24 protein-coding genes and 1 riboswitch are annotated in these 24,403 nt (G+C 68.6%); of the genes, 14 read left to right on the forward strand and 10 right to left on the reverse strand.

The annotated features are described in order from the left end of the window. The first annotated feature begins 23 nt into the window (after nucleotides 1–23). Both AC5RVZ_RS06915 and AC5RVZ_RS06920 read left to right on the forward strand, forming a co-directional pair. Nucleotides 24–314 (forward strand): acylphosphatase, encoded by a 291-nt coding sequence (locus AC5RVZ_RS06915; RefSeq protein ID WP_494065034.1) that lies wholly within the window; start codon nucleotides 24–26, stop codon nucleotides 312–314. Nucleotides 315–695: 381 nt separating this feature from the next. Further along, entirely contained in the window at nucleotides 696–1,238 is a 543-nt protein-coding gene (locus tag AC5RVZ_RS06920) for an AMIN-like domain-containing (lipo)protein (RefSeq protein ID WP_494065035.1), read from the forward strand. A 125-nt stretch (nucleotides 1,239–1,363) separates the two neighbouring features. On the opposite strand, the gene AC5RVZ_RS06925 is transcribed toward AC5RVZ_RS06920, so the two are convergent. Further along, on the reverse strand, nucleotides 1,364–3,271 hold the full coding sequence (locus AC5RVZ_RS06925) for a penicillin-binding transpeptidase domain-containing protein (protein ID WP_494065036.1): 1,908 nt from the start codon (nucleotides 3,269–3,271) through the stop codon (nucleotides 1,364–1,366). Between the two features lie 145 nt (nucleotides 3,272–3,416). Here AC5RVZ_RS06925 and AC5RVZ_RS06930 point away from each other — a divergent pair, with 145 nt between their 5' ends. The 7 genes from AC5RVZ_RS06930 to AC5RVZ_RS06960 all read left to right on the forward strand — a co-directional run bounded on the left by AC5RVZ_RS06930 (nucleotide 3,417) and on the right by AC5RVZ_RS06960 (nucleotide 9,073). Then, a complete protein-coding gene (locus AC5RVZ_RS06930) occupies nucleotides 3,417–4,343 on the forward strand; it encodes a diacylglycerol/lipid kinase family protein (RefSeq protein ID WP_494065037.1) in 927 nt (308 codons plus the stop codon). A 164-nt stretch (nucleotides 4,344–4,507) separates the two neighbouring features. Next, complete coding sequence (locus AC5RVZ_RS06935) at nucleotides 4,508–5,326, forward strand: amino acid ABC transporter substrate-binding protein (protein WP_494065038.1); 819 nt, start codon at nucleotides 4,508–4,510, stop codon at nucleotides 5,324–5,326. Between the two features lie 42 nt (nucleotides 5,327–5,368). Continuing rightward, nucleotides 5,369–6,028, forward strand: a complete 660-nt coding sequence (locus AC5RVZ_RS06940) for an amino acid ABC transporter permease (protein ID WP_494065506.1) — start codon at nucleotides 5,369–5,371, stop codon at nucleotides 6,026–6,028. After that, a complete protein-coding gene (locus AC5RVZ_RS06945) occupies nucleotides 6,015–6,821 on the forward strand; it encodes an amino acid ABC transporter ATP-binding protein (protein ID WP_494065039.1) in 807 nt (268 codons plus the stop codon). Before AC5RVZ_RS06940 ends, AC5RVZ_RS06945 begins: the two co-directional genes overlap by 14 nt. Before the next feature lie 262 nt (nucleotides 6,822–7,083). Continuing rightward, complete coding sequence (locus tag AC5RVZ_RS06950) at nucleotides 7,084–7,296, forward strand: hypothetical protein (protein ID WP_494000808.1); 213 nt, start codon at nucleotides 7,084–7,086, stop codon at nucleotides 7,294–7,296. A gap of 86 nt (nucleotides 7,297–7,382) precedes the next feature. Next, a complete protein-coding gene (locus tag AC5RVZ_RS06955; protein ID WP_494065040.1) occupies nucleotides 7,383–8,252 on the forward strand; it encodes a prephenate dehydratase in 870 nt (289 codons plus the stop codon). Between the two features lie 147 nt (nucleotides 8,253–8,399). After that, nucleotides 8,400–8,514: riboswitch (SAM riboswitch) on the forward strand. 52 nt (nucleotides 8,515–8,566) lie between these two features. Continuing rightward, nucleotides 8,567–9,073 (forward strand): flavin reductase family protein, encoded by a 507-nt coding sequence (locus AC5RVZ_RS06960; RefSeq protein WP_494065041.1) that lies wholly within the window; start codon nucleotides 8,567–8,569, stop codon nucleotides 9,071–9,073. Nucleotides 9,074–9,123: 50 nt separating this feature from the next. Here the strand turns inward: AC5RVZ_RS06960 and AC5RVZ_RS06965 are convergent, their stop codons facing one another. The 7 genes from AC5RVZ_RS06965 to AC5RVZ_RS06995 all read right to left on the reverse strand — a co-directional run bounded on the left by AC5RVZ_RS06965 (nucleotide 9,124) and on the right by AC5RVZ_RS06995 (nucleotide 16,517). Next, nucleotides 9,124–10,113, reverse strand: coding sequence for an aldo/keto reductase (locus tag AC5RVZ_RS06965; protein ID WP_494065042.1), 990 nt, complete (start codon nucleotides 10,111–10,113; stop codon nucleotides 9,124–9,126). A 135-nt stretch (nucleotides 10,114–10,248) separates the two neighbouring features. Then, a complete protein-coding gene (locus tag AC5RVZ_RS06970; protein ID WP_494065043.1) occupies nucleotides 10,249–11,265 on the reverse strand; it encodes an alpha/beta hydrolase in 1,017 nt (338 codons plus the stop codon). A gap of 189 nt (nucleotides 11,266–11,454) precedes the next feature. After that, entirely contained in the window at nucleotides 11,455–11,832 is a 378-nt protein-coding gene (locus AC5RVZ_RS06975) for a hypothetical protein (protein ID WP_494065044.1), read from the reverse strand. A gap of 82 nt (nucleotides 11,833–11,914) precedes the next feature. Beyond that, nucleotides 11,915–12,847, reverse strand: coding sequence for a cytochrome b/b6 domain-containing protein (locus tag AC5RVZ_RS06980; RefSeq protein WP_494065045.1), 933 nt, complete (start codon nucleotides 12,845–12,847; stop codon nucleotides 11,915–11,917). Between the two features lie 132 nt (nucleotides 12,848–12,979). Continuing rightward, a complete protein-coding gene (locus tag AC5RVZ_RS06985) occupies nucleotides 12,980–13,696 on the reverse strand; it encodes a FadR/GntR family transcriptional regulator (RefSeq protein WP_494065046.1) in 717 nt (238 codons plus the stop codon). Then, nucleotides 13,693–15,057, reverse strand: a complete 1,365-nt coding sequence (locus AC5RVZ_RS06990; RefSeq protein ID WP_494065047.1) for an MFS transporter — start codon at nucleotides 15,055–15,057, stop codon at nucleotides 13,693–13,695. The genes AC5RVZ_RS06985 and AC5RVZ_RS06990 overlap by 4 nt, the downstream gene beginning before the upstream one ends. A 260-nt stretch (nucleotides 15,058–15,317) precedes the next feature. Further along, nucleotides 15,318–16,517: a glycerophosphodiester phosphodiesterase family protein gene (locus tag AC5RVZ_RS06995; RefSeq protein WP_494065048.1), complete on the reverse strand. Its 1,200-nt coding sequence runs from the start codon at nucleotides 16,515–16,517 to the stop codon at nucleotides 15,318–15,320. Nucleotides 16,518–16,732: 215 nt separating this feature from the next. On the opposite strand from AC5RVZ_RS06995, the gene AC5RVZ_RS07000 reads away from it, so the two are divergent. The 4 genes from AC5RVZ_RS07000 (at nucleotide 16,733) to AC5RVZ_RS07015 (ending at nucleotide 21,463) form a co-directional block, all read left to right on the forward strand. Continuing rightward, nucleotides 16,733–17,116 carry an RNA-binding S4 domain-containing protein gene (locus AC5RVZ_RS07000; protein ID WP_494065049.1) on the forward strand — a complete coding sequence of 128 codons (384 nt, stop codon included), beginning with the start codon at nucleotides 16,733–16,735 and terminating at the stop codon, nucleotides 17,114–17,116. A 262-nt stretch (nucleotides 17,117–17,378) separates the two neighbouring features. Then, nucleotides 17,379–18,785 carry an NAD-dependent succinate-semialdehyde dehydrogenase gene (locus AC5RVZ_RS07005; RefSeq protein ID WP_494065050.1) on the forward strand — a complete coding sequence of 469 codons (1,407 nt, stop codon included), beginning with the start codon at nucleotides 17,379–17,381 and terminating at the stop codon, nucleotides 18,783–18,785. Nucleotides 18,786–19,215: 430 nt separating this feature from the next. Beyond that, a complete protein-coding gene (locus AC5RVZ_RS07010; RefSeq protein ID WP_494065051.1) occupies nucleotides 19,216–20,214 on the forward strand; it encodes a fatty acid desaturase family protein in 999 nt (332 codons plus the stop codon). Nucleotides 20,215–20,398: 184 nt separating this feature from the next. Beyond that, the gene (locus AC5RVZ_RS07015) at nucleotides 20,399–21,463 is read left to right on the forward strand and encodes an ATP-dependent DNA ligase (RefSeq protein ID WP_494065052.1); all 1,065 of its coding nucleotides are present in this window, start codon (nucleotides 20,399–20,401) and stop codon (nucleotides 21,461–21,463) included. A gap of 81 nt (nucleotides 21,464–21,544) precedes the next feature. Here the strand turns inward: AC5RVZ_RS07015 and AC5RVZ_RS07020 are convergent, their stop codons facing one another. Together AC5RVZ_RS07020 and AC5RVZ_RS07025 are read right to left on the reverse strand one after the other, a co-directional pair. Next, on the reverse strand, nucleotides 21,545–22,570 hold the full coding sequence (locus AC5RVZ_RS07020; protein ID WP_494065053.1) for an LLM class flavin-dependent oxidoreductase: 1,026 nt from the start codon (nucleotides 22,568–22,570) through the stop codon (nucleotides 21,545–21,547). A 35-nt stretch (nucleotides 22,571–22,605) separates the two neighbouring features. Continuing rightward, on the reverse strand, nucleotides 22,606–23,652 hold the full coding sequence (locus tag AC5RVZ_RS07025) for an NAD(P)-dependent alcohol dehydrogenase (RefSeq protein WP_494065054.1): 1,047 nt from the start codon (nucleotides 23,650–23,652) through the stop codon (nucleotides 22,606–22,608). Between the two features lie 178 nt (nucleotides 23,653–23,830). Between AC5RVZ_RS07025 and AC5RVZ_RS07030 the strand changes: the two genes are divergently transcribed. After that, a complete protein-coding gene (locus AC5RVZ_RS07030; protein WP_494065055.1) occupies nucleotides 23,831–24,307 on the forward strand; it encodes an SRPBCC family protein in 477 nt (158 codons plus the stop codon). Nucleotides 24,308–24,403: the final 96 nt, after the last annotated feature.

Raw genomic sequence — 24,403 nt, forward strand, 5'->3', positions numbered from 1 at the left:
CGACGTTCGAACAGGAGCGAAGCATGCAACAGGAAGCCACCGGGAACGTCCGCCTGAGCGCGACGGTGAGCGGCCGGGTCCAGGGAGTGGGCTTCCGGTACTGGGCACGGGAACGCGCCGAACGCCTGGGGCTGGTGGGCTCGGCCGTGAACCAGGAGGACGGCACCGTGGGCGTGGTGGCGGAGGGGCCGCACGATGCAGTACGGCAGTTCGCGGCCGCGTTCGAGTCCGGCACGGCGCCGGGGCGGGTGGATGCGGTCGAAGCGACGTACGGCCCGCCCACCGGCGGGTTCAAAAGCTTCGACGTGGGCTGAGAACGGGCGCCTCTGGGCGGCGCGGATGGTGTGACGTTTAAATCGAGCCGGCCCCGCGGCGTGTTCACGCGGGACCGGCTCTTTGGGGGATCGCCGGCCCGGCAAAAACGTGGGGGTCCGTAACCGGCTAACGCTGAAATTATGCCACTCGTCGCGCCCAAATTTCAGGACTGTGATTTATGTTACGAAATGACGTAACACTTCTCCGTCGCCGGGTTTGGTTACGGGCGGAGTGCGTTTCCGATTACCGGAGGATCAAGAAAAGCGTGCCCGGGCCGCGTGCCGTAACGGTTGCGGCGTTATCGCGAACGTGCCGGGTCCCGTCGCGGAAAACGCCCCTATCCTGAGTGCATCTGTCACCCCCATGAAAGGCGGTGTGCCATGCGCAAGCTCCCCACATGGCTGTCCGTAATCCTGCTGGTTCTCGGCCTGGGATTGGTGGCACCCGGCCCCGCCACCGCGGCGCCCTACTGCGGCATCACCTGGGGCTCGACGGCGGAGTCCGCGCCGGGGACCACGAACGCCCCCATCACCAACGTGCGCACCGGCCGGCACGCCTGCTTCGACCGCATGGTCGTGGACCTGCGCGGCGACGTGGCCGGCTACTCGGTGAGGTACGGGACGGTGCGGGCCCAGGGATCCGGCCATGCGATCCCCCTGCGCGGCGGCGCCGACCTGGCCGTGGTCGTGAAGGCTCCTGCGTATGACTCCAACGGTCGCGGTACCTACCGGCCGGCCAACCCGAAGGAGCTGGTGAACGTCACCGGCTACACCACCTTCCGCCAGCTCTCCTGGGGCGGCAGTTTCGAGGGGTACACCACCATCGGCCTCGGCGTGCGCGCCCGCTTGCCGTTCCGGGTCTTCACCCTGGACGGCCCGGGCACCATGTCCCGCCTGGTGATTGACGTGGCCCACCGCTGGTAGGCCTGCAACTCTGCAGGCAGGCCGGGCGCCTGGCGGCCTCTGCCCCGGCCGGCCGCTGACGACGGCGATGCCCGCCTTCGGTGCCTTCACGCACCCGGGCGGGCACCGCCGTCGTCGTCTAACGCCTAGCCGGCGGCGGCTTCCAGAAACGCCTCGGCCAGCGGGCCGGCAGTTTCGGAGCCCAGCTCGCCGTCCTCCACGAACACCGCGATGGCAAGGTCCCCGTGGCCGGCGATCACCCAGGAGTGGGTCTGCGGCGGGTCCTGCGAGCCGTACTCTGCGGTGCCGGTCTTGCCGATGGCGGGCTTCCCGGGCAGGTCGGTCAGGTTGGCCAGATAGCCGTCCACCACGGCCGACCGCATCATGCTGCGCAACTGTTTGGCTTCCCCGGCGGTCAGTTCGGGCGCGTCCGGGAGCTCGGCCTTGGGGTCGTGCCCGTCCACCAGCGTCGGCACCACCGAACCGCCTTCCACCACGGCCGCCATCAACGTGGCCAGCGCCAGCGGCGACGCCTGCACCCGTGACTGGCCGATCAGCGAGGCCGCGTGCGCGGTCCCCTTGGTGTCCTCGCGCGGCACCTCGCCCATGAAGGCCTCGATGCCGGGGTCCGCGGTCATGCCGATGCCCAGGGCGCCGGCGGCATCAGCCAGCTGGTCCTGGGAGAGTTCCCGGTGCTCGGCGATGAACGCGGTGTTGCAGGAGTGGGCGATGGCCTCGGTCAAGGTGATCCGGCCGGTGAACTCGGCGGGATAGCTGTCCGCGTTCTCAAAGCTTCGGCCGTCCACGACCAGTTCCGGGTCGCAGGTGACGGCGGAATCGGGGGTCGCGCCGTTGCGCAGCATGCCCAGCGCGGTGGCGATCTTGAAGGCGGAACCGGGGGCGTACCGGCCCAGGAACGCGGTGTTGTAGCCTTCGCTGTCCGGACCGTTCGCGGCCGCCAGGACGGCACCGGTGGACGGGCGCAGCGCGACGATCGAACTCGGCGAGTCGATGTCGGCCAGGATGTCCTCGGCCGCCGACTGCAACTGCGGCACGAGCGTGGTTTTCACGTTTTCGCCGTCCACCGGGTCTTGGCGGAACAGCTGGCGGGACGGCGCTTCGCCGCCCTCTTCGGCGGGCTGCCCGACAACGGAGACGGTGGCTCCCGGCGTGCCGGAGAGCTCGGTGTTAAAGGCTGCCTGCAAGCCGGACGAGCCAACGGTCTCGCCCGCCACCACCGTGCCCTTGGACTTCTCGATGTCCTCGGCCGTGGCCTCCCGGACCGATCCCAACACCGGAGCGGCGAACGTGCGGTTTGGCGCCAACGGAATCTGGTCACCCACCGCCAGGAAGCCCTCGATGCCCTTCAGCTTCTTCTGGTCCAGCTCGTTAAAGGCGTCCTCGCGCAGCGTGATGGCGTCCACGAAAGCTTTGGGCCCGTAGGCTTCAACCTTTTCCAGGTAAGCGGCTGCGTCGATGTCCACCAGCTTGGCCAGCGCCCGCGCCGAGTCCTCGGCGGCCGATGCGTCGAGGCCTGTCTTGTCGATGCCGACAACCCTGACCGGGCGGTTCTTGACGATCGCCTCTCCCTCGGCGTCGAGGATCCGGCCGCGCCGCGGTTCCTCGGTGGAGAGCACCAGCCGTTCGCCCTCGGCAAGCGAGGGCTCCAGGATTTCGGGCTTCCACCGGACGTGCCAGGCGTCCTCGGCGTAGTGCAGGTCGGCCCTGGTGGTGTAGCTCCAGCCCTGCTCCGCATCGGCCACCGGCCAGTCATAGGAAAGGGTGGCCCGGAAGAGGTTGGATTCGACCTCTTCGACGCCTTCCACGGTGACTTCGGGCTTTAAGGGGTCCATCCCCTCGGTCAGCGCGGCCAGTTGTTCCTGCACCTGGGCGCCGGTGGCATCGGCGAAGGGCACGTCCGACACGTCGTTGGCGGCCAGCGCTTCCGCCAGTGCCCTGGCGGTCGGTTCCGGCGATTCCCGCTCCGGAGCGCAGGCAGCCACCGCTACCGTCAGCAGCAGGGCCGTGATGAGTGCAAGTGCGCGCCGAAGCAATTCTTCTCCCGGATCCGATGGTGTCCTGTTAGAACCTATAAGCGGCCAGCAGCGATGTCGAGCCGGACGGCACCGGCGGGATGGTGCTTGAATGGGTTCGTCGGGACGCCGGCCTCGGCCCGGCAAACAGGACAGTAAGGACACCATGACCGAATCCGCTCCCCCAGCTTCCCGCCGTGCCGCGGTGGTCTGGAACCCGTCCAAGAAGTTCAACTTCGACCTGGTGGCGCTGGTCGAGGGCCTGTGCGCCGAGACCGGCTGGCAGCCACCGCTCTGGCTTGAGACCACGCTCGAGGATCCGGGCGCCGGCCAGGCGCACCAGGCGCTGGAAGCGGGCGTCGATCTGGTCATCGCCGCCGGCGGTGACGGAACGGTGCGGCGGGTGGCCGGCCGGCTGGCGGCGACCGACATGCCGCTGGGCGTGATCCCGCTGGGCACCGGCAACCTGCTGGCACGCAACCTGGACCTGCCGGTTGACGACCCGGAGACCGCGGCAGGCATCGCGTTGGCCGGCCGCGACCGCCGGATCGACGTGGTCCGGGCCACCGTGGACAGGTCGGGCGGCGACTCCGTGTTCCTGGTCATGGCCGGTCTCGGCTTCGACGCTGCCGTGATCGGCGGCACCGACGACGGACTCAAGGACCGCATCGGGTGGCTGGCCTACGTGGAAGCCGGCCTGCGCAACCTTCCGGGCAAGCCGGTCCGCGCCACGGTCACCATAGACGGCGGCAAGCCCATCACGCTGCGCATGCGCAGCGTGATGGGCGGCAACTGCGGCAAGATCCAAGGCGGCTTCGAAATGTTTCCCGGCGCGCGGCTCGACGACGGCCTGCTGGACGTCATGACCATCTCCCCCCGCGGCCGGCTGGGCTGGCTCGGCGTGCTGGCCGGGCTCGCCAAACGAGGCCGCAGCGTGGACCCCTCGGTTGACTACTACCAGGGCAAGCACGTGGAGATCCACGCCGGCCGGCCCCAGGAGATGCAACTGGACGGCGACCATATCGGCATGGGTTCCCGCCTAGTGATGCGCGTCGACCCGGGCGCACTCGTGGTGCGGGTGGCACCGGAATAGAACACCAACGACGCCGCTGCGCGCCGCCGGGAGTGCGGCTGCTCACATTGCCGACACAGTTCGGAACATATCTTGAGGTACCCGTTGTTGTACGTGCTAGCTTCAGCGTTTGCCGGCCACCCGCCGGTTGGCTCGTCGTCCCACATCACAAGGGGTTTTCCACCATGATTCGTCGTCGTTTGTCCGTCCTCGGTGCCGCCGCAGCCGCCGCCCTGGTGCTGGCCGGCTGCAGCACGTCCTCGCCGTCGGGGTCGGAGCCGGCGACCTCCGCCGCCGCGACCACGCTGCAGGAGATCCAGGACGCCGGCGTGATCACCGTGGGGACCGAGGGTACCTACCGCCCGTTCTCCTTCCACGAAAACGGCACCGGCGACCTGACCGGTTACGACGTCGAGATCGTCACCGCGGTGGCGGATAAGCTCGGCGTCGACGTGCGGTTTGAAGAGACCCAGTGGGACGCCATCTTCGCGGGGCTGGACGCGGGGCGTTTCGACGTGATCGCCAACCAGGTTTCGATCAATGAAGACCGCCTGGCCAAGTACGACTTCTCGGACCCGTACACGGTCAGCACCGGCGTCGTCGTCGTGAAGTCGGACAACAACGACATTTCCTCCCTGGCAGATCTGGAGGGCAAAACCTCCGCCCAGTCGCTGACCAGCAACTTCTACAAACTGGCCAAGGGCGCCGGCGCGGACGTCGAGGCCGTGGAGGGCTGGGCGCAGGCGGTTTCGCTGCTGGAGCAGGGCCGCGTGGACGCCACCGTCAACGACAAACTGACCTACCTGGACTACCAGGCCACCAACGACAACAAAGACATCAAGGTAGCCGCCGAAACGGACGAGGAGACGCAGAGCGCCTTCGCCTTCCAGAAGGGCAGCGACGACCTGGTGGAGGCCTTCAACACGGCGCTGGAGGAGCTGCGCGCCGACGGCACGCTGGAGGAGATCTCGGAGAAGTACTTCGGCGCGGACGTCAGCAAGTAATCCGGCCGGCTTTCAGGGAGACGCTAACGTAACCGTATGGACATCGACTGGGAGCTCGTCGGCAGTTCGCTGTGGCCTATAGTCCAGGGCGGATTGACCGGCACCATCCCCCTCACACTGGCCAGTTTCGCCATCGGCCTGCTGCTGGCGCTCGTCGTGGCCCTGATGCGGCTGGGCCGAAACCGGGTCCTGGCCGGCATCGCCCGCGCCTATGTTTCGGTGATCCGCGGCACGCCCCTGCTGGTCCAGCTGTTCGTGATCTTCTACGGCCTGCCGTCGATCGGCGTGGTGCTCGACCCCTGGCCGAGCGCGGTCATCGCGTTCTCCCTGAACGTGGGTGGATATGCGGCCGAGATCATCCGGGCCGCGATCCTCTCCGTCCCCAAGGGCCAGTGGGAAGCCGGCCACACCATCGGCATGGCCGGCACCACCACCCTGCGCCGCATCATCCTGCCCCAGGCCGCGCGCGTGTCGGTGCCGCCGCTGTCCAATACCTTCATCTCGCTGGTCAAGGACACCTCCCTCGCCTCCCTGATCCTGGTCACCGAGGCGTTCCGGGCCGCCCAGGAAATCGCGGCGTTCAGCCAGGAGTTCATGCTGCTCTACATTGAGGCCGCGGCGGTCTACTGGGTGTTCTGCCTGGTGCTCTCCGCCGGGCAGTCCCGACTGGAGAAGAGGCTGGACCGCTATGTCGCCCACTGACGTCCCTTCCGCCGCCGCTTCGCAGCGCGGCTCCGCAGCCGGACCGGTGCTGACCGTGGAGGGCCTGCGAAAGTCCTTCGGCAGCAACCAGGTGCTCAAGTCCATCGATCTGTCCGTCCAGACGGGTGGCGTCCTGGCCCTGATCGGACCCTCCGGGTCGGGCAAAACCACCGTGCTGCGTTGCCTGAACGGCCTGGAAACCCCCGACGGCGGACGGGTCGCCTTTTCGGGCGGGCCGGCCGTGGACTTCGGTTCGCCGGTGAACCGGAAACAGATCGCCGCCCTGCGCGACCGCAGCGCCATGGTGTTCCAGCACTACAACCTGTTTCCGCACATGACTGTGCTGCAGAACATCATCGAGGGCCCGGTCCAGGTGCAGAAGCGGCCCAAGGCCGAAGCGGTGCGCGAGGCCAGGTCGCTGCTGGACCGCGTCGGGCTCTCCGGCAAGGAAGACCAGTATCCGCATCAGCTCTCCGGCGGACAGCAGCAGCGGGTCGGCATTGTCCGGGCCCTGGCGCTCAAACCCTCGCTGCTGCTGTTCGACGAGCCCACGTCCGCACTGGATCCCGAACTGGTCGGCGACGTGCTGCACGTGATCAAGGAACTGGCTGACGAGGGCTGGACCATGGCCCTGGTCAGCCACGAGCTGGCCTTCGCCCGTGAAGTGGCCAGCGAAGTGGTGTTCATGGACGGCGGCGTGGTGGTGGAACGCGGACACCCCGAACAGGTGCTGCGCCAACCGCGGGAGGAGCGCACCCAGCAGTTCGTCCACCGGCTGCTAAACCCATTCTAGGGCCGGGTCCGCCTCCGGGTGCCCCCGCCCTCCCCGCTGCAGGCTCCCTGCACCCGCGGCGGTCCCGCCGGCACCGGCGTGCGCCGCCCCCGCCATGGCAGGAGTGGCGCACGCCACGCCGGTGGAAAATTCATCTGATGTCATCTGGGATGGCAGAATGTAAAGTTCCATGCACCGTTCCGCATGGCAGGCTCGTTCCGGCCGGAAGCTTCCATCCCGCGTTTCTCCTGCGCGGAAACCTCCGGCCACGAAAGGCAGAACCATGGCCACTTCCCTGGCTACCAAGTCGTTGACCGCACAGACGGCTTCCGAAGCGCACGATCTCCTGAATGCTGCGGTCGAAGAGCTGCAAAAGCTCGCCGCCATCGACGGCGATTGCGGCATCCTGGTCACGCGCACCGGCCCCGGGCAGTTTACGGTGGAGCTGAGCGACGACGTGCCCTACGGCATCACCCAGGAATCGCATCTGTACTAAGCGGTTGGCGGGCCGGTCAGGTTATGTGACGCCGGCCGGTTGCCCGGAATGAAGCGCGGGCCCGCCCCGGTGGGATAATTTCGCCCATGGCTCCTGCAATTGCGTACCAAGGTGAACCCGGCTCGAACTCCCACATGGCTTGCCTGGAAGTGCGCCCCGGTTGGGACGCGGTGCCGTGTGCCAGCTTCGAGGATGCGTTCGCTGCCGTCACCGGCGGCGAGGCCGAACTGGCCATGATCCCCATCGACAACTCGATCGCCGGCCGGGTGGCGGACATCCACGCGCTGCTGCCGAAGACCACCCTGCAGATTGTGGAGGAATTCTTCCTGCCCATCCGGTTCAGCCTGCTGGGCGTACGCGGGGCCACCGTGGAGCAGGCCCGGGAGGTGCACAGCCACATCCACGCCTTGGGCCAGTGCCGCAAGCTGATCCGCAGGCTCGGGCTCACTCCGGTCATCGCCGGCGACACCGCGGGTTCGGCCCGGGAGGTGGCCGAATGGAACGACCCGACCAAGGTCTCCCTGGCACCGCCGATGGCCGCCGAACTCTACGGTCTGGAGGTTTTCGCGGAAAAGGTCGAAGACGATCCGACGAACACCACACGGTTCGTGGTGCTGGCCGACCGCCGGCCGGTCCCGTCCCGCGAGGAACTTCCCGGTCCGGCGGTGACCAGCTTCGTGTTCCGCGTGCGGAACGTGCCGTCGGCGCTCTACAAGGCGCTGGGCGGTTTCGCCACCAACGGCATCAACATGACCAGGCTGGAGAGCTACATGGTCGGCGGCGAGTTTGCCGCCACCATGTTCATGGTGGACGTCGAAGGCCACCCGGACGATCCTGCCATGGTCCACGCCTTCGAGGAACTGGACTTCTTCACCACCGAGATCCGCCTCCTGGGCGTTTACCCGGCGCATCCGTTCCGGCGGCAGACCGTGCGCGCCGGCGCCGCCGCACAGTAGCCGTGGCGGCGGCCGCCCGTGGGCCGCAGCCGTAGCGCCGCAACCGTCGGGGCAGCCGTCGCGCGGCTGCCGCCGGTAAAACGCTGCATTTGACGAACTGTTACCGGCGTTTGACCCAGGCCCTTCCCCGCTCTTAGCGTGGAGGCGAATCAAGAGCGCCAACTTCACAGCCCTGGCTGGTTGGCCGGCAACCCTCTACCGTAGCGGGGTGCTCCAGGTGATGATTCGGCCCGCCGGGTATGTCGGCAGGCAAGTACGCGTATCCACCCGCAGCAGCTCGGCCGCAGCGGATGCGCCCAAGCCCCAAGGACGCCATGTCGCTACACCATGACCTGACCCCCAACACGTTGCGCTCAGCCTTCGGCCGCTTCCCCTCGGGCATCGCGGCGCTGTGCGCGATCATCGACGGCGAGCCGCAGGGCATCGTCGCCTCCTCGTTCACCGTGGGCGTCTCCCTCGAGCCGCCGCTGGTGATGTTCGCCGTGCAAAACACCTCACGGACCTGGCCGCTGGTCCGCCGGGCCGACCGGATCGGCGTCTCGGTCCTCGGCACCGGGCACGACGGCGTCTGCCGCCAGATCGCGTCCAAGAACGGGGACCGCTTTGCCGGCCTGAGCCTGCACGGCACGGACGACGGCGCGCTTTTCCTCAACGACGCGGCGCTCTGGCTGGACTGCTCGGTGCACCAGGAAGTCCCGGCCGGGGACCACCACGTCGTGCTGCTGCAGGTGCACGGCCTGTCCACGCACGACGGCACGCACGAGCCGCTCGTCTTCCACGATTCCGCATTCCGCCGGTTGGAACAGCCGGCCTTCGTCTAGGACGCTTGGTCCCGGCCCAGCCGGCAGCGGGCTGGGCGAGCCGCGGGCAGCTACGGCAGCGGCCTGCCGCGGGCCGCCACCCACAGGGAGTACCACTCCTCGCGGGTCATCGATGCTCCAACCGCCTCCGCCTCGGCACAGGCCCGGATCCGGTCCGGGCTGCTGGTGCCGACGACCGGCCGGATGCCTGCCGGATGCCGCAGCAGCCAGCCCAGCACCACGGCTTCGGGCGGGCAGCCCTTGTCCCGGGCAAGTTCCGTGACCAGGGCTGCCGTTGCATGGTCGGCCGGGGCTGTGGCATCCGCGGGCGCGGAAGCATCCGGTATCGCGGCCTCCGCTGCCGCGCGCCCGCTGTACCGGCCCTGGGCCAGCGCGCCCCAGGCCTGCAGCTCCACCCCGTGGGCGGCGCAGTATTCCAGGGTGCCGTGCGGGAAGCCGATCCCCGTTCCCTCCGGGTGGTTCACCAGCACCCCCGACTCCAGCCAGTCGCGTCGGTACAGGCTCATTTCCAGCTGGTTCACCGCCAGCGGTTCATCCAGCGCCGCCTGCAGCCAGCGCATCTGTTCGCCGGACATGTTCGAGACACCGAGGCGGCGGACCTTCCCGGCCATCCGAAGCTCGTTGAAGGCCGCGGCGATCTCCTCGGCCTGCGCCAGCGGATCCGGCCGGTGGATCAGCAGCGTATCCAGGTGATCGGTGTGCAGCCGGCGCAGGCTTTCGTCGGTGCGGGCCAGGATGGCTTCCCGCGAGGAGTCGTAGTGCCCGACCAGGCCGGGGACCGGCAGCCGGATGCCGCATTTGCCCTGCAGCCGGATCGAGTCGCGCAGCTCGGGACTTCCCGCGAGCACCCGCCCGAACGCGGCCTCGGCCTTGCCGTGGGCGTAGATGTCGGCGTGGTCGAACGTCGTGATCCCGGCCTCCAGCGCCGCCGCCACTGCCGCGTGCGCGGCCGCCACGTCGGCCGCTTCCAGGGGCCCGCTCCCCCAGCCACCGCCCAGCCCCATGCAGCCGAAAATGAGGCGCGATCCGGCGTCGTCCATTGACAGTTCCCCCTTCGCTGGGCAGGTTTCCAGCGTACGACGGCGGCGCCCGGGGAGGCATGGGCGCGGGCCTGAGGTGATGCAGCCACCGAAGAACACTCCGCGCAGCGGGGCGCCGGTTCAACTCAGGCGGCATCAGCCGGTGTGACGGCGGAGGAACGCCACGCTGCGCTCCAGCACCTGCCACGCCGCTTCCAACTCCAGGTTGAACTGGAACTGGTGCCCCAGGCCGGCCTCGGTTTGGGGGAAGAACTCCTCCACGGCCGCGCCCTTGATCCGCAGCGCTTCGACCAGCCCGAGCGAGTGCGGCAGCAGCGGGTCGGTGTTGCCCGCGGAAACGAAAGCCGGCGGGTAGTCGGCGCCCACATGCCGGGCCACGGAGGCCAGCGCGACGTACGGACGCTCCAGATAGTCCTTGGCCCCGGTGTAGGACCACAGCACCGTGCGCAGGTAGTTCTGGTTCCCGGCCTGGTCCGCCCCGGCGAGCGAGAGGTCGTACGCCCCGCAGTGCAGCAGCACCGCGCGCAGCCGTTCCGGCTTCATGGGCGAGGCAATGCCCAGCCTTTTGGCATAGTCCGGGTCGGCGATGACCAGCGCCAGTTGCGCAGCAATTTGCGCGCCCGCCGAGTCCCCGGCCAGCACGATCCGCTCGGTATCGATGTGCAGCCGGTCGGCATTGTGTTCCAGGTAGCGCAGCGCGGCGGCCGTCTGGCGCACCGGCGCGGGGTAGCGGCGCACGTGGGCCAGCGAATAGTCCACGCCCACGGCGGTGAAGCCGTAGGAGGCGAGGATTCGAAGGTAATTGGCGACGTCGTTCTTGGTGCCGGAGATCCAGGCCCCGCCGTGGATCCAGACAATTGTCGGAAGGCGCAGCGAATCCTCGGCCGCCTTGTCCGGGAAGAACACGTCCAGGCGGGTATGGCCGTGGTTGCTGAGGTATTCCTGATCCAATACTTCGCTGATGCCGTCCGGCACGTGCCGGGCCATGGCGCGGGCCGTGCGCCGGCCGTCCCGTTCGGACAGCACCCGCAGCAGCACCGCCAGCGGCCGGGGGCTGAGGCGCAGCCACAGGACCAGGCCGCCGGCGAGGGCCGCCGGGACGGTGACGAGCACGGCAACGGCTGTCAGTGCGCGGCGGATGCGGACCTGCATGGCTTCCTCCCGATCGGCCTGTGGTGAACCAATCGTGAGCCCGCCCCGCCCGCGGGGCAAGCCCCTCCGATGCCGGCCCGTCAACCGCCGGAAAGCCCCGCCCGCGAAGGGCCGTGAGGCCCGCAAACGGCTGGACGGCCCGCCGACGAAAAGTCTTGCGGCTCGCCCGCCAACGGCCGGGAAACCACGTCAGCCGAGGGCAACCACCAGGCTCAGCGCGGCCAAGACCAGGGCGACCGGCGTCATGGTCCACCGCTCGGGCTTGCTGCGCGAGATGGCGTTTAGGAGGACGCCGACGAACAGGTACGCGGTCAGGACCCAGCTGAGAACCAGCGACGCCGTCTCCGGCAACGCGTCGAGAAGCTGCGCCCGGTCCATGATGACGAAGACGAAAAACGCATACAGGAGCACCGAGACCGCGCTCCCGATGCGCAGCTTCGTCGGCAGGATGCGGTGGCTTCCTCCCCAGGCGAACCGTCCCAGCGGCAGGCCCGCGGCCAGCAGTATCTGTAAGACCGCCAACAGCGCGAAGACAAGGCACGCGGCGATGGCCGCAACGGTGATCATGGCGAGCAGTGTAGCGGTGCAGCCTTCAGCCGCGGTCAGGCGTTCAGCGGCTGGCGGTCAGCCGGCCACGCGTGCCAAGCGGTCAGCGGCTCGTGACCTTGCCCGTGAGCGAGGCGATCGGGCGCAGGAAGATCGGACGGGCCAGGAACCAAGCCGCCACGGTCACCGCGACGGAGGCGGCGAAGATCCAGAAGCCGGTCCACCCGCCGTCGTCCGTGGCCGCATACATGTGGTTGAGGTTGCGCAGCGCGCCGGTGGCCAGCACCAGCGTCACGTGCACGATGATGAACAGCACGAAGTACACCATCACCGGGAAGTGTATGGCCCGGGCCGCCTCAATCGGGAAGTATTTGTTGACCGCGGCCCGCTTGGGCCAGGCAGCCGAGGTGCGCAGGCCGGAGACGATGGCCAGCGGGGCGGCGATGAAGACGGTCGCGAAGTAGGTCAGCAGCTGCAGCGCGTTGTAGTTCACCCACCCGTTCTCCAGCGGCCAGTCCAGCGAGGCGTACTGCAGCACCGCGGACAGCGCGTTCGGGAAAATGTCCCAGCTGGTGGGCACAATCCGCATCCAGTGCCCGGTCGCGAAGATCAGCACCATGAACACGATGCCGTTCAGCACCCACAACGCATCCAGGGTCAGGTGGAACCACAGGTTCAGGGTGATCTTGGTGGGCGCGTTCCTGGTCTTCACCAGGCCCTTGTTGTTGCGCGTCCAGTACGCCGGCGAGCGCGTGCCGGCACGCACCTGCAATCCGGTGCGGATGATCAACACGATCAGGAAGAAGTTGAGGAAGTGCTGCCAGCCCAGCCAGGCGGGCAGCCCGACCGGCGCGGACTCGGGAAGTTCGGAGCGGCCCGGGTACGCGGCCAGGAAGTCCTGGAGGCCCGGCATCGTGCGAAGCCATTTGGCCAGCAACACCAACAGCAGAAGCACGACGACGGCGCCGGCCACCGCCGCGGTAATCTTCAGCCACGTCTTCCGGGTACTCCCGGACGGTTTCGTCGAAGTGGACATCGCCAGCTTTCCTCGTTCCCTGCGTCCCGACAATCCGGGCTTCGTGATTCAAGGTACCCCGGCCGGGCGGCATCATGCCACACGCGCGGCCGCGGCGGCCAGAGCCCGCCGCGGCACGGGGCGAGCGGGGCGCTATTGGCCTCCCTGCGGCATCCATTTCAGGCAGTAGCGCAGGTTGGCGGTCACGGTCCGCACGGCGGCTTCTTCGTCTCCGGCAGCGATGGCGTCCGCCAGGTCCTCGTGTCCGGCGCGCAGGCATCCATCGAAGCCGTCCCGCAACCGCTGGGCCATCTTGGTCCCGTGGAACACGTCGCCGAAGCTGCCGTACAGCTCGTGCAGCAACTGGTTGCCGGAGGCCTCGGCCACGGCCAGGTGGAAGTCCCAGTCCGCGGCGATCCACCCTTCCAGGTCCTGCTCCGCCCACGCTTGCCGGCGCCGGGCCAGCATCTCCCGCAGCGCCTCCACGGCGCCGCCGGTAGCCGGCGGTTCAGACCGCGCCGACTGCGCCGACTGCGCGGCCAGGCGCGCCGCCTGGGTGTCCAGCGCGAAGCGTACCTGCAGCACGTCCTCGTCGTGGTACTCGCGGTAGGCGCGGCGGGCGGTGCCGCTGATCTCGCTGGTGGCCCGCACGTACGTGCCGTCGCCGCGGCGCACCTCGAGCATCCCGGCGTGGGCCAGGGCCTTGACCGCCTCGCGCAGGGTGCCGCGGGAGACGCCCAGGCGTGCCATCAGTTCCGGCTCCGGAGGGATCCTGGCCCCCAGCTGCCAACGCCCCGCGGCGATGGACTCCCGTAGCCTCGACGTGACTTCCTCCGCCAGCGGCGGCCGCTGCAGCGGGCCTGACCTCATGCCCGCGCCTCCCGCGCCAGGCCGCTGACCGCGTGGGCCAGCAGCAGTTGCAGCGCCGCGCCGGCCACCAGCAGCACCAGCGGCACGGTCCAGTCGGCGAGTGCGTCGTGCAGCAGGCCGAGCCCGAACGGGCCCAGCGCGGCGAAGAGGTAGCCCACCGATTGGGCCAGCGTGGACAGCGCGGTGGTCTCGGCCGCGTCCGAACCGCTGCGGCTGATCACCAGCATCAGCAGCGGGAAGACTCCGAAACCCAGGCCGATCAAAACCGCGGGGAGCACGGCGAGCTCGGCAGGCAGCACCAGCAGTGCGAGATAGCCTGCCAGCGAGGCCGCGCAGGTGATCATGAAGGCCGGCCGCAGCAGGCCCGGGCGCGCCGCCATGGACAACAGCAGGACGACGGCGGGGATGGACACCAGCTGGACCAGCGCGAGCAGCTGCCCGGCCGCCGCGGAATCCACCCCGCGCGAGATCAGGATGTACGGCAGCCAGCCCATCACGGAATAGACGAGCAGCGCCTGGATGGTGAACAGGCCGGTGAGCAGCGCGCCCTTGCGGGTGAGCAGCAGCGGCCACGGCGACGAGTGGCCCCGGGTCCGGGGGCCCGGCCCGCGCCTGCCGGCCACGGCCATGGGAAGGAACACCGCCAGCCCGACGACGGCCAGCAGCGCCCAGGCGGCCAGGGCGAGCGACGGCGAGTCCAACTGCGCGGCCAGCGGGACGCTGACGGCCGCGGCCAAGGTGGCGCCGACGGACATGGAGATGGTGTAGGCCCCGGTCATCGTCGAGGGCCGGTGCGCGAAGTATTTGCGGATGAACGCCGGCAGCGCCACGTTGCAGACCGCCAGGCCCGACATGGACACCACCGTGCCGGCCAGCAGCATCCCGACGGATTCGACTCCGCGCAAGCCCAGGCCGGCAATCAGCAGTGTCAGCGCGAGTGCGATGGCGCGTTCCAGTCCCATGCGGCTGCTCAGCCAGGCCGTCGCGGCTCCGGCCACGGCGAAACACAGCACGGGAACGGTGGGCAGCAGTGCGGCGACCAGCGGCCCGTACCCCAGCAGCTGCTGCAGGTCGTGGAAGAGCGCGGCCGCGCTGGCAATACCCGCCCGGAGGTTCAGCCCGATGAGTATCACGGCGGCGACGGCCGCGGCGATGAACCAGCGGCGATGCGCGGCGGCGGGGGCCGGGGCAATCTCCTGCACGTCCAGCTCCGGTACCAGGGCCTCGGCGAACTCCACCGGAGCCTCGTCGCCGCCCGGCGCTTGGCCGCGGCCCGGCGCTTGGCCGCTGCCCGGCGCTCGGTCGCCGCCCGGCGCTTGGTCGCTGCTGCTGCCGCCGCTGGGCCGTCGCTCCAAAATCATTCTCTAAACGTTAGACGTTTGATGTCTGCGCACCAAAATGGTTGGATCGCGGGCCGGTCGGTCGGACCCTGCAGCCGGCGCGAGCACCGCCGTCGCAACTTTGGGGGACGGCGTGCCGCTCCCCCCGCCGCAGCCCGCAGAGGGAGCTTCGCCGTCGTAAGTTTCGGGAACGCGTTGGGGCGACGCGATCAACGGCACCGGGACCTCGGGCGGCGCAAGGCTGCCCGGGGTGCCGGCGTCGGCGGCGCAGACCCCGCCGCTTAGTTGGCGAAGACGTCCTGCAGCGTGCCCTGCGGGGTCCACAGCGCAATGGAGTCGCCGCCGTTGTTCAGCACTGACGCGGTGCCGTTGTTGTAGTAGGCGTCGGCGCTGTTGGTGCCCGGACCGGTGTAGACCCGCAGCTCCGCGCCGGGGGCAAGCACATAGCCCGCGCCGACCGTCAGGATATTGTTTGCCGCGTCGCGGATGATGTAGCCGCTGGCGTCGATGCTGTGGTTCGCCGTGTTGCGCAGTACCACGTGCTCGCCGGTTTCCGGCTGGACGTCGCTGCCGGCCGGGTCGTTCACCGCACCTTCGATTTCCAGGCCGGTGCCCGCGGGGAAGGGCTTCCGCCCGTCCAGGTAGCGCATCGTCTGGATCGGGAAGTCACCGGTGACGGCGTCGACGCCGAGGTCGATGGAGCGCTGGACCGCCTCGGGCGAGTTGGCGGTGTAGACGCCGACGACCAGCCCGGCGGCCTTCGCGTCGGCAACCTTCTGCGCCGTCAGCGTGCGGTAGTTGGTGCCGATCGAGTCGGCAAAGGTCGCCCAGGATTCCAACGTGGCCGGGCCCGGGACGGTGCTTGAGAGCTGCTGCAGCGCGATCTCGGGGGCCAGTTCTGCGAAGGTGCGGTTGGAGGCCTCGTCGAAGCCGAGGACCTGGACCTTGTCGGCGGCAACAAGCTTCTTCCACGCGGCATCGGTGCGGAGCTCGTCGGCGACGAGCTGCTCGATGCCCGGGGAGTTCTTCGGCGACTTGATCTCGATGTACACGCCGGTGTTCACCGTGGCAATCTTCGCGGCGTCGTCCAGGTGCGGGATCCGTTCCCCGTGGTACTGGTCGCCGAAGTAGGAACCGGCGTCGAGCTGCTGCAGTTCGTCCCAGGTGAAGGACGTGATGGGGTCGCCGGCACGCTCGGGGAAGACCTCCTCCACGTTGGTGGTCCGGGCCGGAGTGTCGTCGTGGAACAGGAACGGCACGCCGTCGGCGCTGAGCTGGACATCGATCTCGAAGAAGTCGGCGCCGGAGGCGCGCCCGTCCTTGAAGGCCGCGGCCGTGTTTTCGGGGGCGGTGCCGGCGGCGCCGCGGTGGCCGATCAGCAGCGGGGCTTCATCCTGCCCGCCCTGGTTGTTCTGCGCGCCGGCCGCCGGCGCGGCCACGAGGGTAGCGCCGACGGCGACGGCCGCGGCGGATGTGGTCAATGTTCTGAGCAGGCGAGATGCCATGGGATATGACGCCCTTCGTAGTGGTTATCCGGGTTTCCCCGCCACCGAGCTTCACAGCGCCAGTGGACCTGCGGGCCAACTGGCTGTGAACTCGCGGTGAAAGGAGACACCGCCCCAAGGGCCGGGCCGCGGCGACGGCGCGGCCGGACCACCAGGGGATGCCGCCGCGGCGGCGCTAGACTCGGAGGGGCATGAACCCTTCCGCCAATACCCCAAGCTCCGTGCGCGTCGATGCGTGGCTGTGGGCCATCCGCGCCTACAAGACCCGCTCCGCGGCCACCGCCGCCTGCCGTGCCGGACATGTCCGGCTCAACGGCAACCCGGTCAAGGCCTCCCAACCGGTGGTCCCGGGCGACACCCTGCGGGTGCGGCAGCCCGGGTTCGAACGGATCCTGGAAGTGCGCCGGCTGATCGCCAAGCGGGTGGGGGCCGAGGCGGCCTCGCACTGCTTCACGGACCACACGCCGCCGCGCCCGGCGATGCCGTCGCTCGGAATTCCGCAGCGCGACCGGGGTACCGGCAGGCCGACCAAGAAGGACCGGCGGGAGATGGACAGGCTGCGCGGCCCGCGCTAGGAACGGGAGCCCGGCGGCGCTTCGGCGGCCGCTGGGAACGGGAACCCGGAAGCTATTCGGTGGCCGCCCAGGGCGTCCGGTCGGGCCGGTGCCGCACCGCCCCGCCTGCGCCACCGGTCGACCCAGACCGGGCCGGGCTTCTTAGTTCCATGCCGTGAGCGTAACTCACTTCACATAACCGGCCGGACGGTACAAGATGGGAAGCGGAGACGGCCGCGCCGCCGTCCCGCTGCTATGTCATTATCTGAAGGAGATCAGGGCTGTGACCACCACTTCCCACGCCGCTTCATCCACCCAGCCGGGCTACCGGGTCCAAAACCCGTCCACCGGCGAGGTGGTCGAGGAATTCCCCACCGCCACCGACGCCGAGGTCAAGGACGCCCTCGCCAGGTCCCAGGCCGCCTACACAGCGTGGAAGGCCACGCCGATCACGGACCGCGCCAAGGTGGTGTCCCGCATTGCGGAACTGTTCACCGAGCGGGCCGACGAGCTCGCCGCGATCATCACCGAGGAAATGGGCAAGCCCCTGTCCGAATCCAAGGGCGAGGCCGAGTTCTGCACCGACATCTTCAGCTACTTCGCCACCGAAGGCCCCGACCTGGTGGCTGACCAGGAAATCAAGGCCATCGGCGGCGGCCGCGCCATGATCCAGAAGCTGCCGGTCGGCCCGCTGCTGGGCATCATGCCGTGGAACTACCCCTACTACCAGGTGGCCCGCTTCGCCGCGCCGAACCTGATGCTGGGCAACACCATCATCCTCAAGCACGCCGAGACCTGCCCCCGCTCCGCCCTGGCCATCCAGAAAATCATGGACGACGCCGGCGTGCCCGAGGGCGTCTACATCAACCTCTTCGCCAGCCACGAGCAAATCGCGGACATCATCGCCGACCCGCGCGTGCAGGGTGTCTCGCTGACCGGCTCCGAGCGGGCCGGCGCCATCATCGGCGAGCTCGCTGGCAAGAACCTGAAGAAGGCCGTCCTGGAACTGGGCGGCTCCGACCCCTACGTGCTGCTGGACACCGACGACGTCAAGGCGGCCGCCGAACAGGCGTGGGCCACCCGCATCGAGAACACGGGGCAGGCCTGCAACTCCAACAAGCGCATGATCGTCATGGAGGACATCTACGACGACTTCGTGGCCGAGCTGACCAACCTGGCGAAGGACCTCAAGCCCGGTGACCCGGCAGAAGAGGCCGAGGGCACCTTCGCTCCGCTCTCCTCCCGCGCGGCGGCCGAAGGCTTGGCCGAGCAGCTCAAGGACGCCGTCAACAAGGGCGCTACCCTGCACGCCGGCGGCACCCTCCACGATGGCCCCGGCGCCTACCTGGCCCCGGCCGTTCTGACCGGCGTCACTCCGGAGATGCGCGCCTACCGCGAAGAGCTCTTCGGCCCGGTGGCCGTGGTCTACAAGGTCAGCAGCGACGAAGAGGCCCTGGAACTGGCCAACGACACCGACTACGGCCTGGGCGGCGTCGTCTTCTCCACGGACGAGGAGCGCGCCCGCAAGATCGCCCAGCAGCTGGAGGTGGGCATGGCCAACGTCAACGGAGTCGGAGAAGGCGCCGACATCCCGTTCGGCGGCGTGAAGCGCTCCGGCTTCGGACGCGAGCTCGGGCCGCTGGGCATGGACGAGTTCGTCAACAAGCGCCTGTTCTACATCGCCGACTAACCCGGTCCGGCATCGACTGATCAGCAGGCGCCCTTCCCGCTCGCGGGAAGGGCGCCTGCTGATCTTTGCTTTCTGGATACAGCCAGGTTTTGGAACGGCGGCGCACCAGCGCCTGCAAGGTGCCGCCTCCGTCCGCCCGCGACAGTCCCTTGCCCCCTCACATCATTCGAATTCGGTCCGGATGATGGCCGGGGCGCCTCCTACCGGTGACAACCTGGCGCAGCGGCGGTAAGTTCACAAGACTGGTGCTGAAGCTTGACGGCCGGCTGCACCGACTGTATTCACCCCGCCGGACGCAAGGCATGTCATGGACTTTCAGCCCGAGCCCCAGATCTATACGGCTCCCAAGCCTAATTCCGCTCGCGAACCGGCTCGCCCGTCCCCGGTACCGAACAGTATCGCGGCCGGATACCTGGCACTCATGGCCCGCATGAAGTCCGCCGGCCTGCTGACCCGCCGCAGGGGCTACTACATCACCCTCTTCGCAGTGCTCACGTTGCTGCTGGCCGCGGCCTGGACGGGATTCTCGTTGCTCGGGAGCAGCTGGTTCCAGCTTCTGATCGCGGCCGGCATGGGAATACTGTTCACGCAGTTCGCCTTTATTGCCCATGAAGCGGCCCATTGGCAGGTCTTCAAGACCAAGCGGGTCAACGAATGGGCTGCCCGGCTGGTGGGCACCTGCCTGGTGGGCATTAGCTACGCCATGTGGATGCGCAAACACACCAAGCACCATGGATTTCCCAACACCGTGGACAAGGACCCGGACATCAGGACGGGATCCATCGCCTTCCATCCGGATGCTGCGGCCGGCCGCCGCGGCGCAATGGTGCGTGTCACGCGGCTGCAGGGCTACCTGTTGTTCCCGCTGCTGCCGTTCCTGGGCTTCAGCCTCTATGTGGATTCCTTCAAGTACCTGATCCGCCAGGGCAAAGTGGAGCACCGCTGGCTGGAGCTGGGCATCCTCGTGGCCCGCGCCGCGGTGCTGCTCACGGTTGTCTTCTGGCTGCTCCCCTTGGGGCAGGCCTTCGCGTTCATCGGCGTGCAGATGGCGGTGTTCGGCTTCTACATGGGCGCGTCGTTTGCGCCGAACCACAAGGGCATGCCGATCTATTCCAAATCCAGCCGGCCGGACTTCGTCACCCGCCAGGTGACGGCCTCCCGCAACATCCGCGGCGGCTGGATCATGGACCTGCTGATGGGCGGCCTGAACCGTCAGGTCGAACACCACCTATTCCCCGACATGCCCCGTCCCTGCTTGAGCAAGGCTGCGCCGATGGTTCGCGAATACTGCCGCGAGCACTCCATCCCGTACACGGAGACCAGCCTGCTGGCATCCTATGCGGCCATCGTCCGCTATCTGGGCGCGGTAGGCATAGCCGCCTCCGACCCCTTCCACTGTCCGGTGGCGGACATCTACCGCCGGGTTTAAGGCCTGCCGGATCCACCTCCCGCCGGGTGTACCGGTTGGGAGGACGTCCACCACCGGTCGGCGAACTGCAGGCTGGCGAAGCCGCCAAATCACCAGCCCGCCGACCCGGATTCCTTCCGGCCGGGGCGTCCTCCCCGTCCGCGCGGGCATGGACACCGGCTGGGCCAGCACAGAGAATGGGCGCATGGACCTGCCCGTGATGCCACCCGTTCCGCCCATGCTGGCCAAAAGCGTGGCCAAGATCCCCGACGGCGGAATGACGTACGAGCCGAAATGGGACGGCTTTCGGTCGATCATCTTCCGCGACGGCGACGAAGTGGAGATCGGCAGCCGAAACGAGAAGCCCATGACGCGCTACTTCCCCGAACTGGTGGACGCGTTCCGGGAGCAGCTGCCCGAGCGCTGCGTGGTGGACGGGGAGATCATCCTGGTGGGTGAGGGCGGCGGCCGGCTCGACTTCGAGATGCTGCAGCAGCGCATCCATCCGGCGGCCAGCCGGGTCAAGCTCCTCGCGACGGAGACACCGGCCCGGTTCGTGGCTTTCGACCTGCTGGCCCTCGGCGACGACGATCTGACCTCCCGTCCCTTCGAGGAAAGGCGGGCCGCGCTGGAGAAGGCGCTCTCCGCCGTCGTCAATCCCATCCACCTGACCCGGGCCACCACCGACCCGGCGGTGGCCGAGCGGTGGTTCGGGGAGTTCGAGGGCGCCGGGCTGGACGGCGTGGTGGCCAAGCCGCTGGACGGAAAGTACCAGCCGGACAAGCGGAGCATGTTCAAGATCAAGCACGAGCGCACCGCAGACTGCGTGGTCGCGGGCTACCGCGTCCACAAGAGCGGGCCGGGTCTGGTGGGCTCGCTGCTGCTGGGCCTGTACAACGACGGCGGAACCCTGGTGCACGTGGGCGTGGCCGGGGCGTTCAGCATGAAACGCCGCGAGGAGCTGTTCGAGGAGCTGCAGCCGCTGATTGCCGATTCGGACGGCCACCCCTGGAACCGGGAGCAGCACGAAGCCGGCAAGCGCACACCCCTGACGACCGAAGGCAGCCGCTGGAGCGGCGGCAAGGACCTGTCCTTCGTGCCCCTCCGGCCGGAGAGGGTGCTGGAGGTCAAGTACGACCACATGGAGGGCGAGCGCTTCCGGCACACCGCGCAGTTTGTCCGCTGGCGGCCGGACCGCGATCCGGAGTCGTGCACCTACGAGCAACTGGACGAGCCGGTCTCCTATGACCTGAACGACGTGCTGCTGTAGCGCGCCGGGCCTGACTCAGCGGCAGCGACGAGCCGACGGCGGCCAGGTGCCCCAGCGACGAGCCGACGGCGGCCTGGTATCTCAGCGCCAGCCGGCGGCCGGCGCCACGTGCTGCACGATGTTGCCCAGCATCTTGACGTTGTACTCCACGCCCAAGTAGTTCGGCACCGTCAGCAGCACCGTATCCGCCGCCTGCACCGCCTGGTCCCGGGCCAACTCGGCACCGATCTTGTCCGGCTCGCCGATGTAGCTCCTGCCGAACCGCGAGCGCGTACCGTCGAGCATGCCGACCTGGTCGTGCTGGTCGGCCTGGCCGCGCAGCCCGAAGTAGCGCTGGTCTTCGTCGTCGACAATCGGCATCACGCTGCGGCTGACCGACACCCGCGGAGCATGCGCGTGGCCGGCCTTCTGCCACGCCTCGCGGAACAGGTGGATCTGCTCGGCCTGCAGTTGGTCGAAGGGCACGCCGGTGTCCTCGATCAGCAGGGTGGAGCTCATCAGGTTCATGCCCTGCTCCGCGGTCCACACGGCGGTGGCGCGGGAGCCCGCACCCCACCAGATCCGCTCCGGCAGCCCCGGGGACGTGGGCTCCACGGGAAGCATGCCGGCATGCCTGCCCTGGAGGTGGTTCGGGTCGGCGGGAACCATGCCCGCACCGGTGATGGCCCTGCGGAACACCGCGGTGTGGCGCCGGGCCATGTCCGCATCGGTCTCGCCCTCGGCCGGCCGGTACCCGAAGGCCGCCGCGCCGTTCAGCGCCGGCTCGGGTGACCCGCGGCTGATCCCCAGCTGCAGCCGGCCGCCGCTGATCAGGTCCGTGGCCGCCGCCTCCTCGGCCATGTAGAGCGGGTTTTCATAGCGCATGTCGATGACGCCGGTGCCGATCTCGATCCGGCTGGTCCTCGCGGCGATGGCCGCCAGCAGCGGAAACGGCGAGGACTGCTGCCGCGCGAAGTGGTGCACGCGGAAATACGCGCCGTCCACGCCAACGTCCTCGGCCGCAACGGCAAGATCGATGCTCTGCAGCAGCCCTTCACTCGCGGTGGGAACCGGCGAGCCGACGGCGGGGCTCCAGTGGCCGAAGGACAGGAAACCGATGCGCTTCATATCCGCCACAACCCCGCCGCCGGTACTTCAATTCCCTAGCTCCCGTGCGGAACCACCACGGCCCGGCCGCTGAGCTCGCCGGCCTGCAGCTTGCGGTAGGCCTCCAGCGCATCGTCCATGCTGTAGCGCTCAATCTCCGGAACAATCTGCCCGGCCTTGTACATGTCCACCACTTCGTGCAGGTCCTCGATGGTGCCCCAGTAAGTGTTCGTGGTGACGGACTCGTACGGGTTGGTGAAGAAGCTCCACTCCAGCGTGCCGCCGGCGATCCCCACCACCGTCAGCCTGGACAGCCGGGCCATGGAGGCAGCGGCGGTCTTGACGGTCGGGCCCACGCCCACGAAGTCGAACGCGGCATCGACGCCCCGGCCGCCGGTGATTTCACGGATCCGCTCGGCCTGCCCCTCGCCGCCGGGAACGGTCACGGCGCCGGCCCCTTCGGCCTTGCGCATCGCCTCTTCCTTCATGTCGGTGGCGATGACGGTGGCGCCGGTCAACGCCTTGAGGATCTGCACGGCGATCTGGCCCAGGCCGCCCAGCCCGATGACCAACGCGAACTTGCCGCCGCCGGCCAGATGCGGCAACGACTGCTTGATGGCGTGGTACGGAGTCAGCGCCGCGTCGGCCAGCGGCGCCGCGGCCACCGGATCGGCGTCGCCGAGCGGCACCAGGTTCCGCGCCGGGACGGAGACGTACTCGGCCATCCCGCCGTCGCGCCCCAACCCCACGCCGAGGTAGGGCATCTTGGCCGCGTTTTCACAGTACGTGTCCTGGCCGCGCGAACAGGCCTTGCAGTGCCCGCAGCCGATCGGCCCGTAGACCAGATAGGCATCGCCGACGTTGAAGCCTTCCACGCCCTCCCCGAGCTCTTCAACCCACCCGGAGTTTTCGTGGCCGAGCGTAAACGGCGGCGGTACGGCTCCCGGGCCCCCGGCCTCAAAGTCGTTGTAAATGGCGACATCGGAGTGGCAGGCTCCGGCGCCGGCGACCTTCACCAGCACCTCCCCGGCCCGCGGCTTCGGCCGCTCGACGTCCTTGATGGTGGGAAAAGTCTTGAAGTCCTCGAACACTACAGCGCGCATGATTCACTCCTGACGGTTGACTCTGCGATTGCTACACACGCCACCCTACGCACTGCAGAAAATGGTCAGCAAGCTGTCTATCGAGTTGTCACCTTTCACCAGCCTGTGTAGCGTAGGCAACGAGGCCACCTCAAGGGGCGCAACAGCGGCCCTGGCCCGATTCCAAAGGAGGCAACTGATGCAAACCGTGGAAGAAACCATTGATGTAGCCGTTCCGGTCCGCACAGCGTATGACCAGTGGACGCAGTTCGAATCCTTTCCGAACTTCATGTCCGGCGTTGAGTCCGTGACCCAGCTGACCGACACCACCAACCACTGGAAGACCAAGGTCGGCGGCGTGGAGCGCGAGTTCGACACCGAGATCGTGGAGCAGCAGCCGGACGAGCGCATCGCCTGGCGCAGCGTCGACGGCAAGTCCCATGCCGGCGTCGTCACCTTCAGCCGGCTGGGTGCCGACAGCACCAAGGTGTCGGTGCGTTTCGAGTGGGATCCCGAAACCTTCACCGAGAAGGTCGGCGCCACGTTGAACCTGGACGACAAGCAAGTGAAGTCGGACATGCGCAAGTTCAAGGAGTTCATCGAAACCCGCGGCACCGAGACCGGTGCCTGGCGCGGAGAAGTAAACGACAGCGGCGCCACCGGCGCGCAGCTCTAGCTCCCAAAAGCACAATAACGACGGCGGTGGGCCGGCTCTTGGAGCCGGCCCACCGCCGTGCTCAGCGCCCACCTGCCCCGCCTGTTTCCCCGCTCC

It is taken from the genome of Arthrobacter sp. Cza30 (assembly GCF_059090765.1).

Bases quoted from the DNA above. Each gene is read 5' to 3' on its own strand.
- AC5RVZ_RS06915 (WP_494065034.1), top strand. From the start codon at position 24: ATGCAACAGGAAGCCACCGGGAACGTCCGCCTGAGCGCGACGGTGAGC.
- AC5RVZ_RS06920 (WP_494065035.1), top strand. From the start codon at position 696: ATGCGCAAGCTCCCCACATGGCTGTCCGTAATCCTGCTGGTTCTCGGC.
- AC5RVZ_RS06930 (WP_494065037.1), top strand. From the start codon at position 3,417: ATGACCGAATCCGCTCCCCCAGCTTCCCGCCGTGCCGCGGTGGTCTGG.
- AC5RVZ_RS06935 (WP_494065038.1), top strand. From the start codon at position 4,508: ATGATTCGTCGTCGTTTGTCCGTCCTCGGTGCCGCCGCAGCCGCCGCC.
- AC5RVZ_RS06945 (WP_494065039.1), top strand. From the start codon at position 6,015: ATGTCGCCCACTGACGTCCCTTCCGCCGCCGCTTCGCAGCGCGGCTCC.
- AC5RVZ_RS06950 (WP_494000808.1), top strand. From the start codon at position 7,084: ATGGCCACTTCCCTGGCTACCAAGTCGTTGACCGCACAGACGGCTTCC.
- AC5RVZ_RS06955 (WP_494065040.1), top strand. From the start codon at position 7,383: ATGGCTCCTGCAATTGCGTACCAAGGTGAACCCGGCTCGAACTCCCAC.
- AC5RVZ_RS06960 (WP_494065041.1), top strand. From the start codon at position 8,567: ATGTCGCTACACCATGACCTGACCCCCAACACGTTGCGCTCAGCCTTC.
- AC5RVZ_RS06965 (WP_494065042.1), bottom strand. From the start codon at position 10,113: ATGGACGACGCCGGATCGCGCCTCATTTTCGGCTGCATGGGGCTGGGC.
- AC5RVZ_RS06970 (WP_494065043.1), bottom strand. From the start codon at position 11,265: ATGCAGGTCCGCATCCGCCGCGCACTGACAGCCGTTGCCGTGCTCGTC.
- AC5RVZ_RS06975 (WP_494065044.1), bottom strand. From the start codon at position 11,832: ATGATCACCGTTGCGGCCATCGCCGCGTGCCTTGTCTTCGCGCTGTTG.
- AC5RVZ_RS06980 (WP_494065045.1), bottom strand. From the start codon at position 12,847: ATGTCCACTTCGACGAAACCGTCCGGGAGTACCCGGAAGACGTGGCTG.
- AC5RVZ_RS06985 (WP_494065046.1), bottom strand. From the start codon at position 13,696: ATGAGGTCAGGCCCGCTGCAGCGGCCGCCGCTGGCGGAGGAAGTCACG.
- AC5RVZ_RS06990 (WP_494065047.1), bottom strand. From the start codon at position 15,057: ATGATTTTGGAGCGACGGCCCAGCGGCGGCAGCAGCAGCGACCAAGCG.
- AC5RVZ_RS07000 (WP_494065049.1), top strand. From the start codon at position 16,733: ATGAACCCTTCCGCCAATACCCCAAGCTCCGTGCGCGTCGATGCGTGG.
- AC5RVZ_RS07010 (WP_494065051.1), top strand. From the start codon at position 19,216: ATGAAGTCCGCCGGCCTGCTGACCCGCCGCAGGGGCTACTACATCACC.
- AC5RVZ_RS07015 (WP_494065052.1), top strand. From the start codon at position 20,399: ATGGACCTGCCCGTGATGCCACCCGTTCCGCCCATGCTGGCCAAAAGC.
- AC5RVZ_RS07020 (WP_494065053.1), bottom strand. From the start codon at position 22,570: ATGAAGCGCATCGGTTTCCTGTCCTTCGGCCACTGGAGCCCCGCCGTC.
- AC5RVZ_RS07025 (WP_494065054.1), bottom strand. From the start codon at position 23,652: ATGCGCGCTGTAGTGTTCGAGGACTTCAAGACTTTTCCCACCATCAAG.
- AC5RVZ_RS07030 (WP_494065055.1), top strand. From the start codon at position 23,831: ATGCAAACCGTGGAAGAAACCATTGATGTAGCCGTTCCGGTCCGCACA.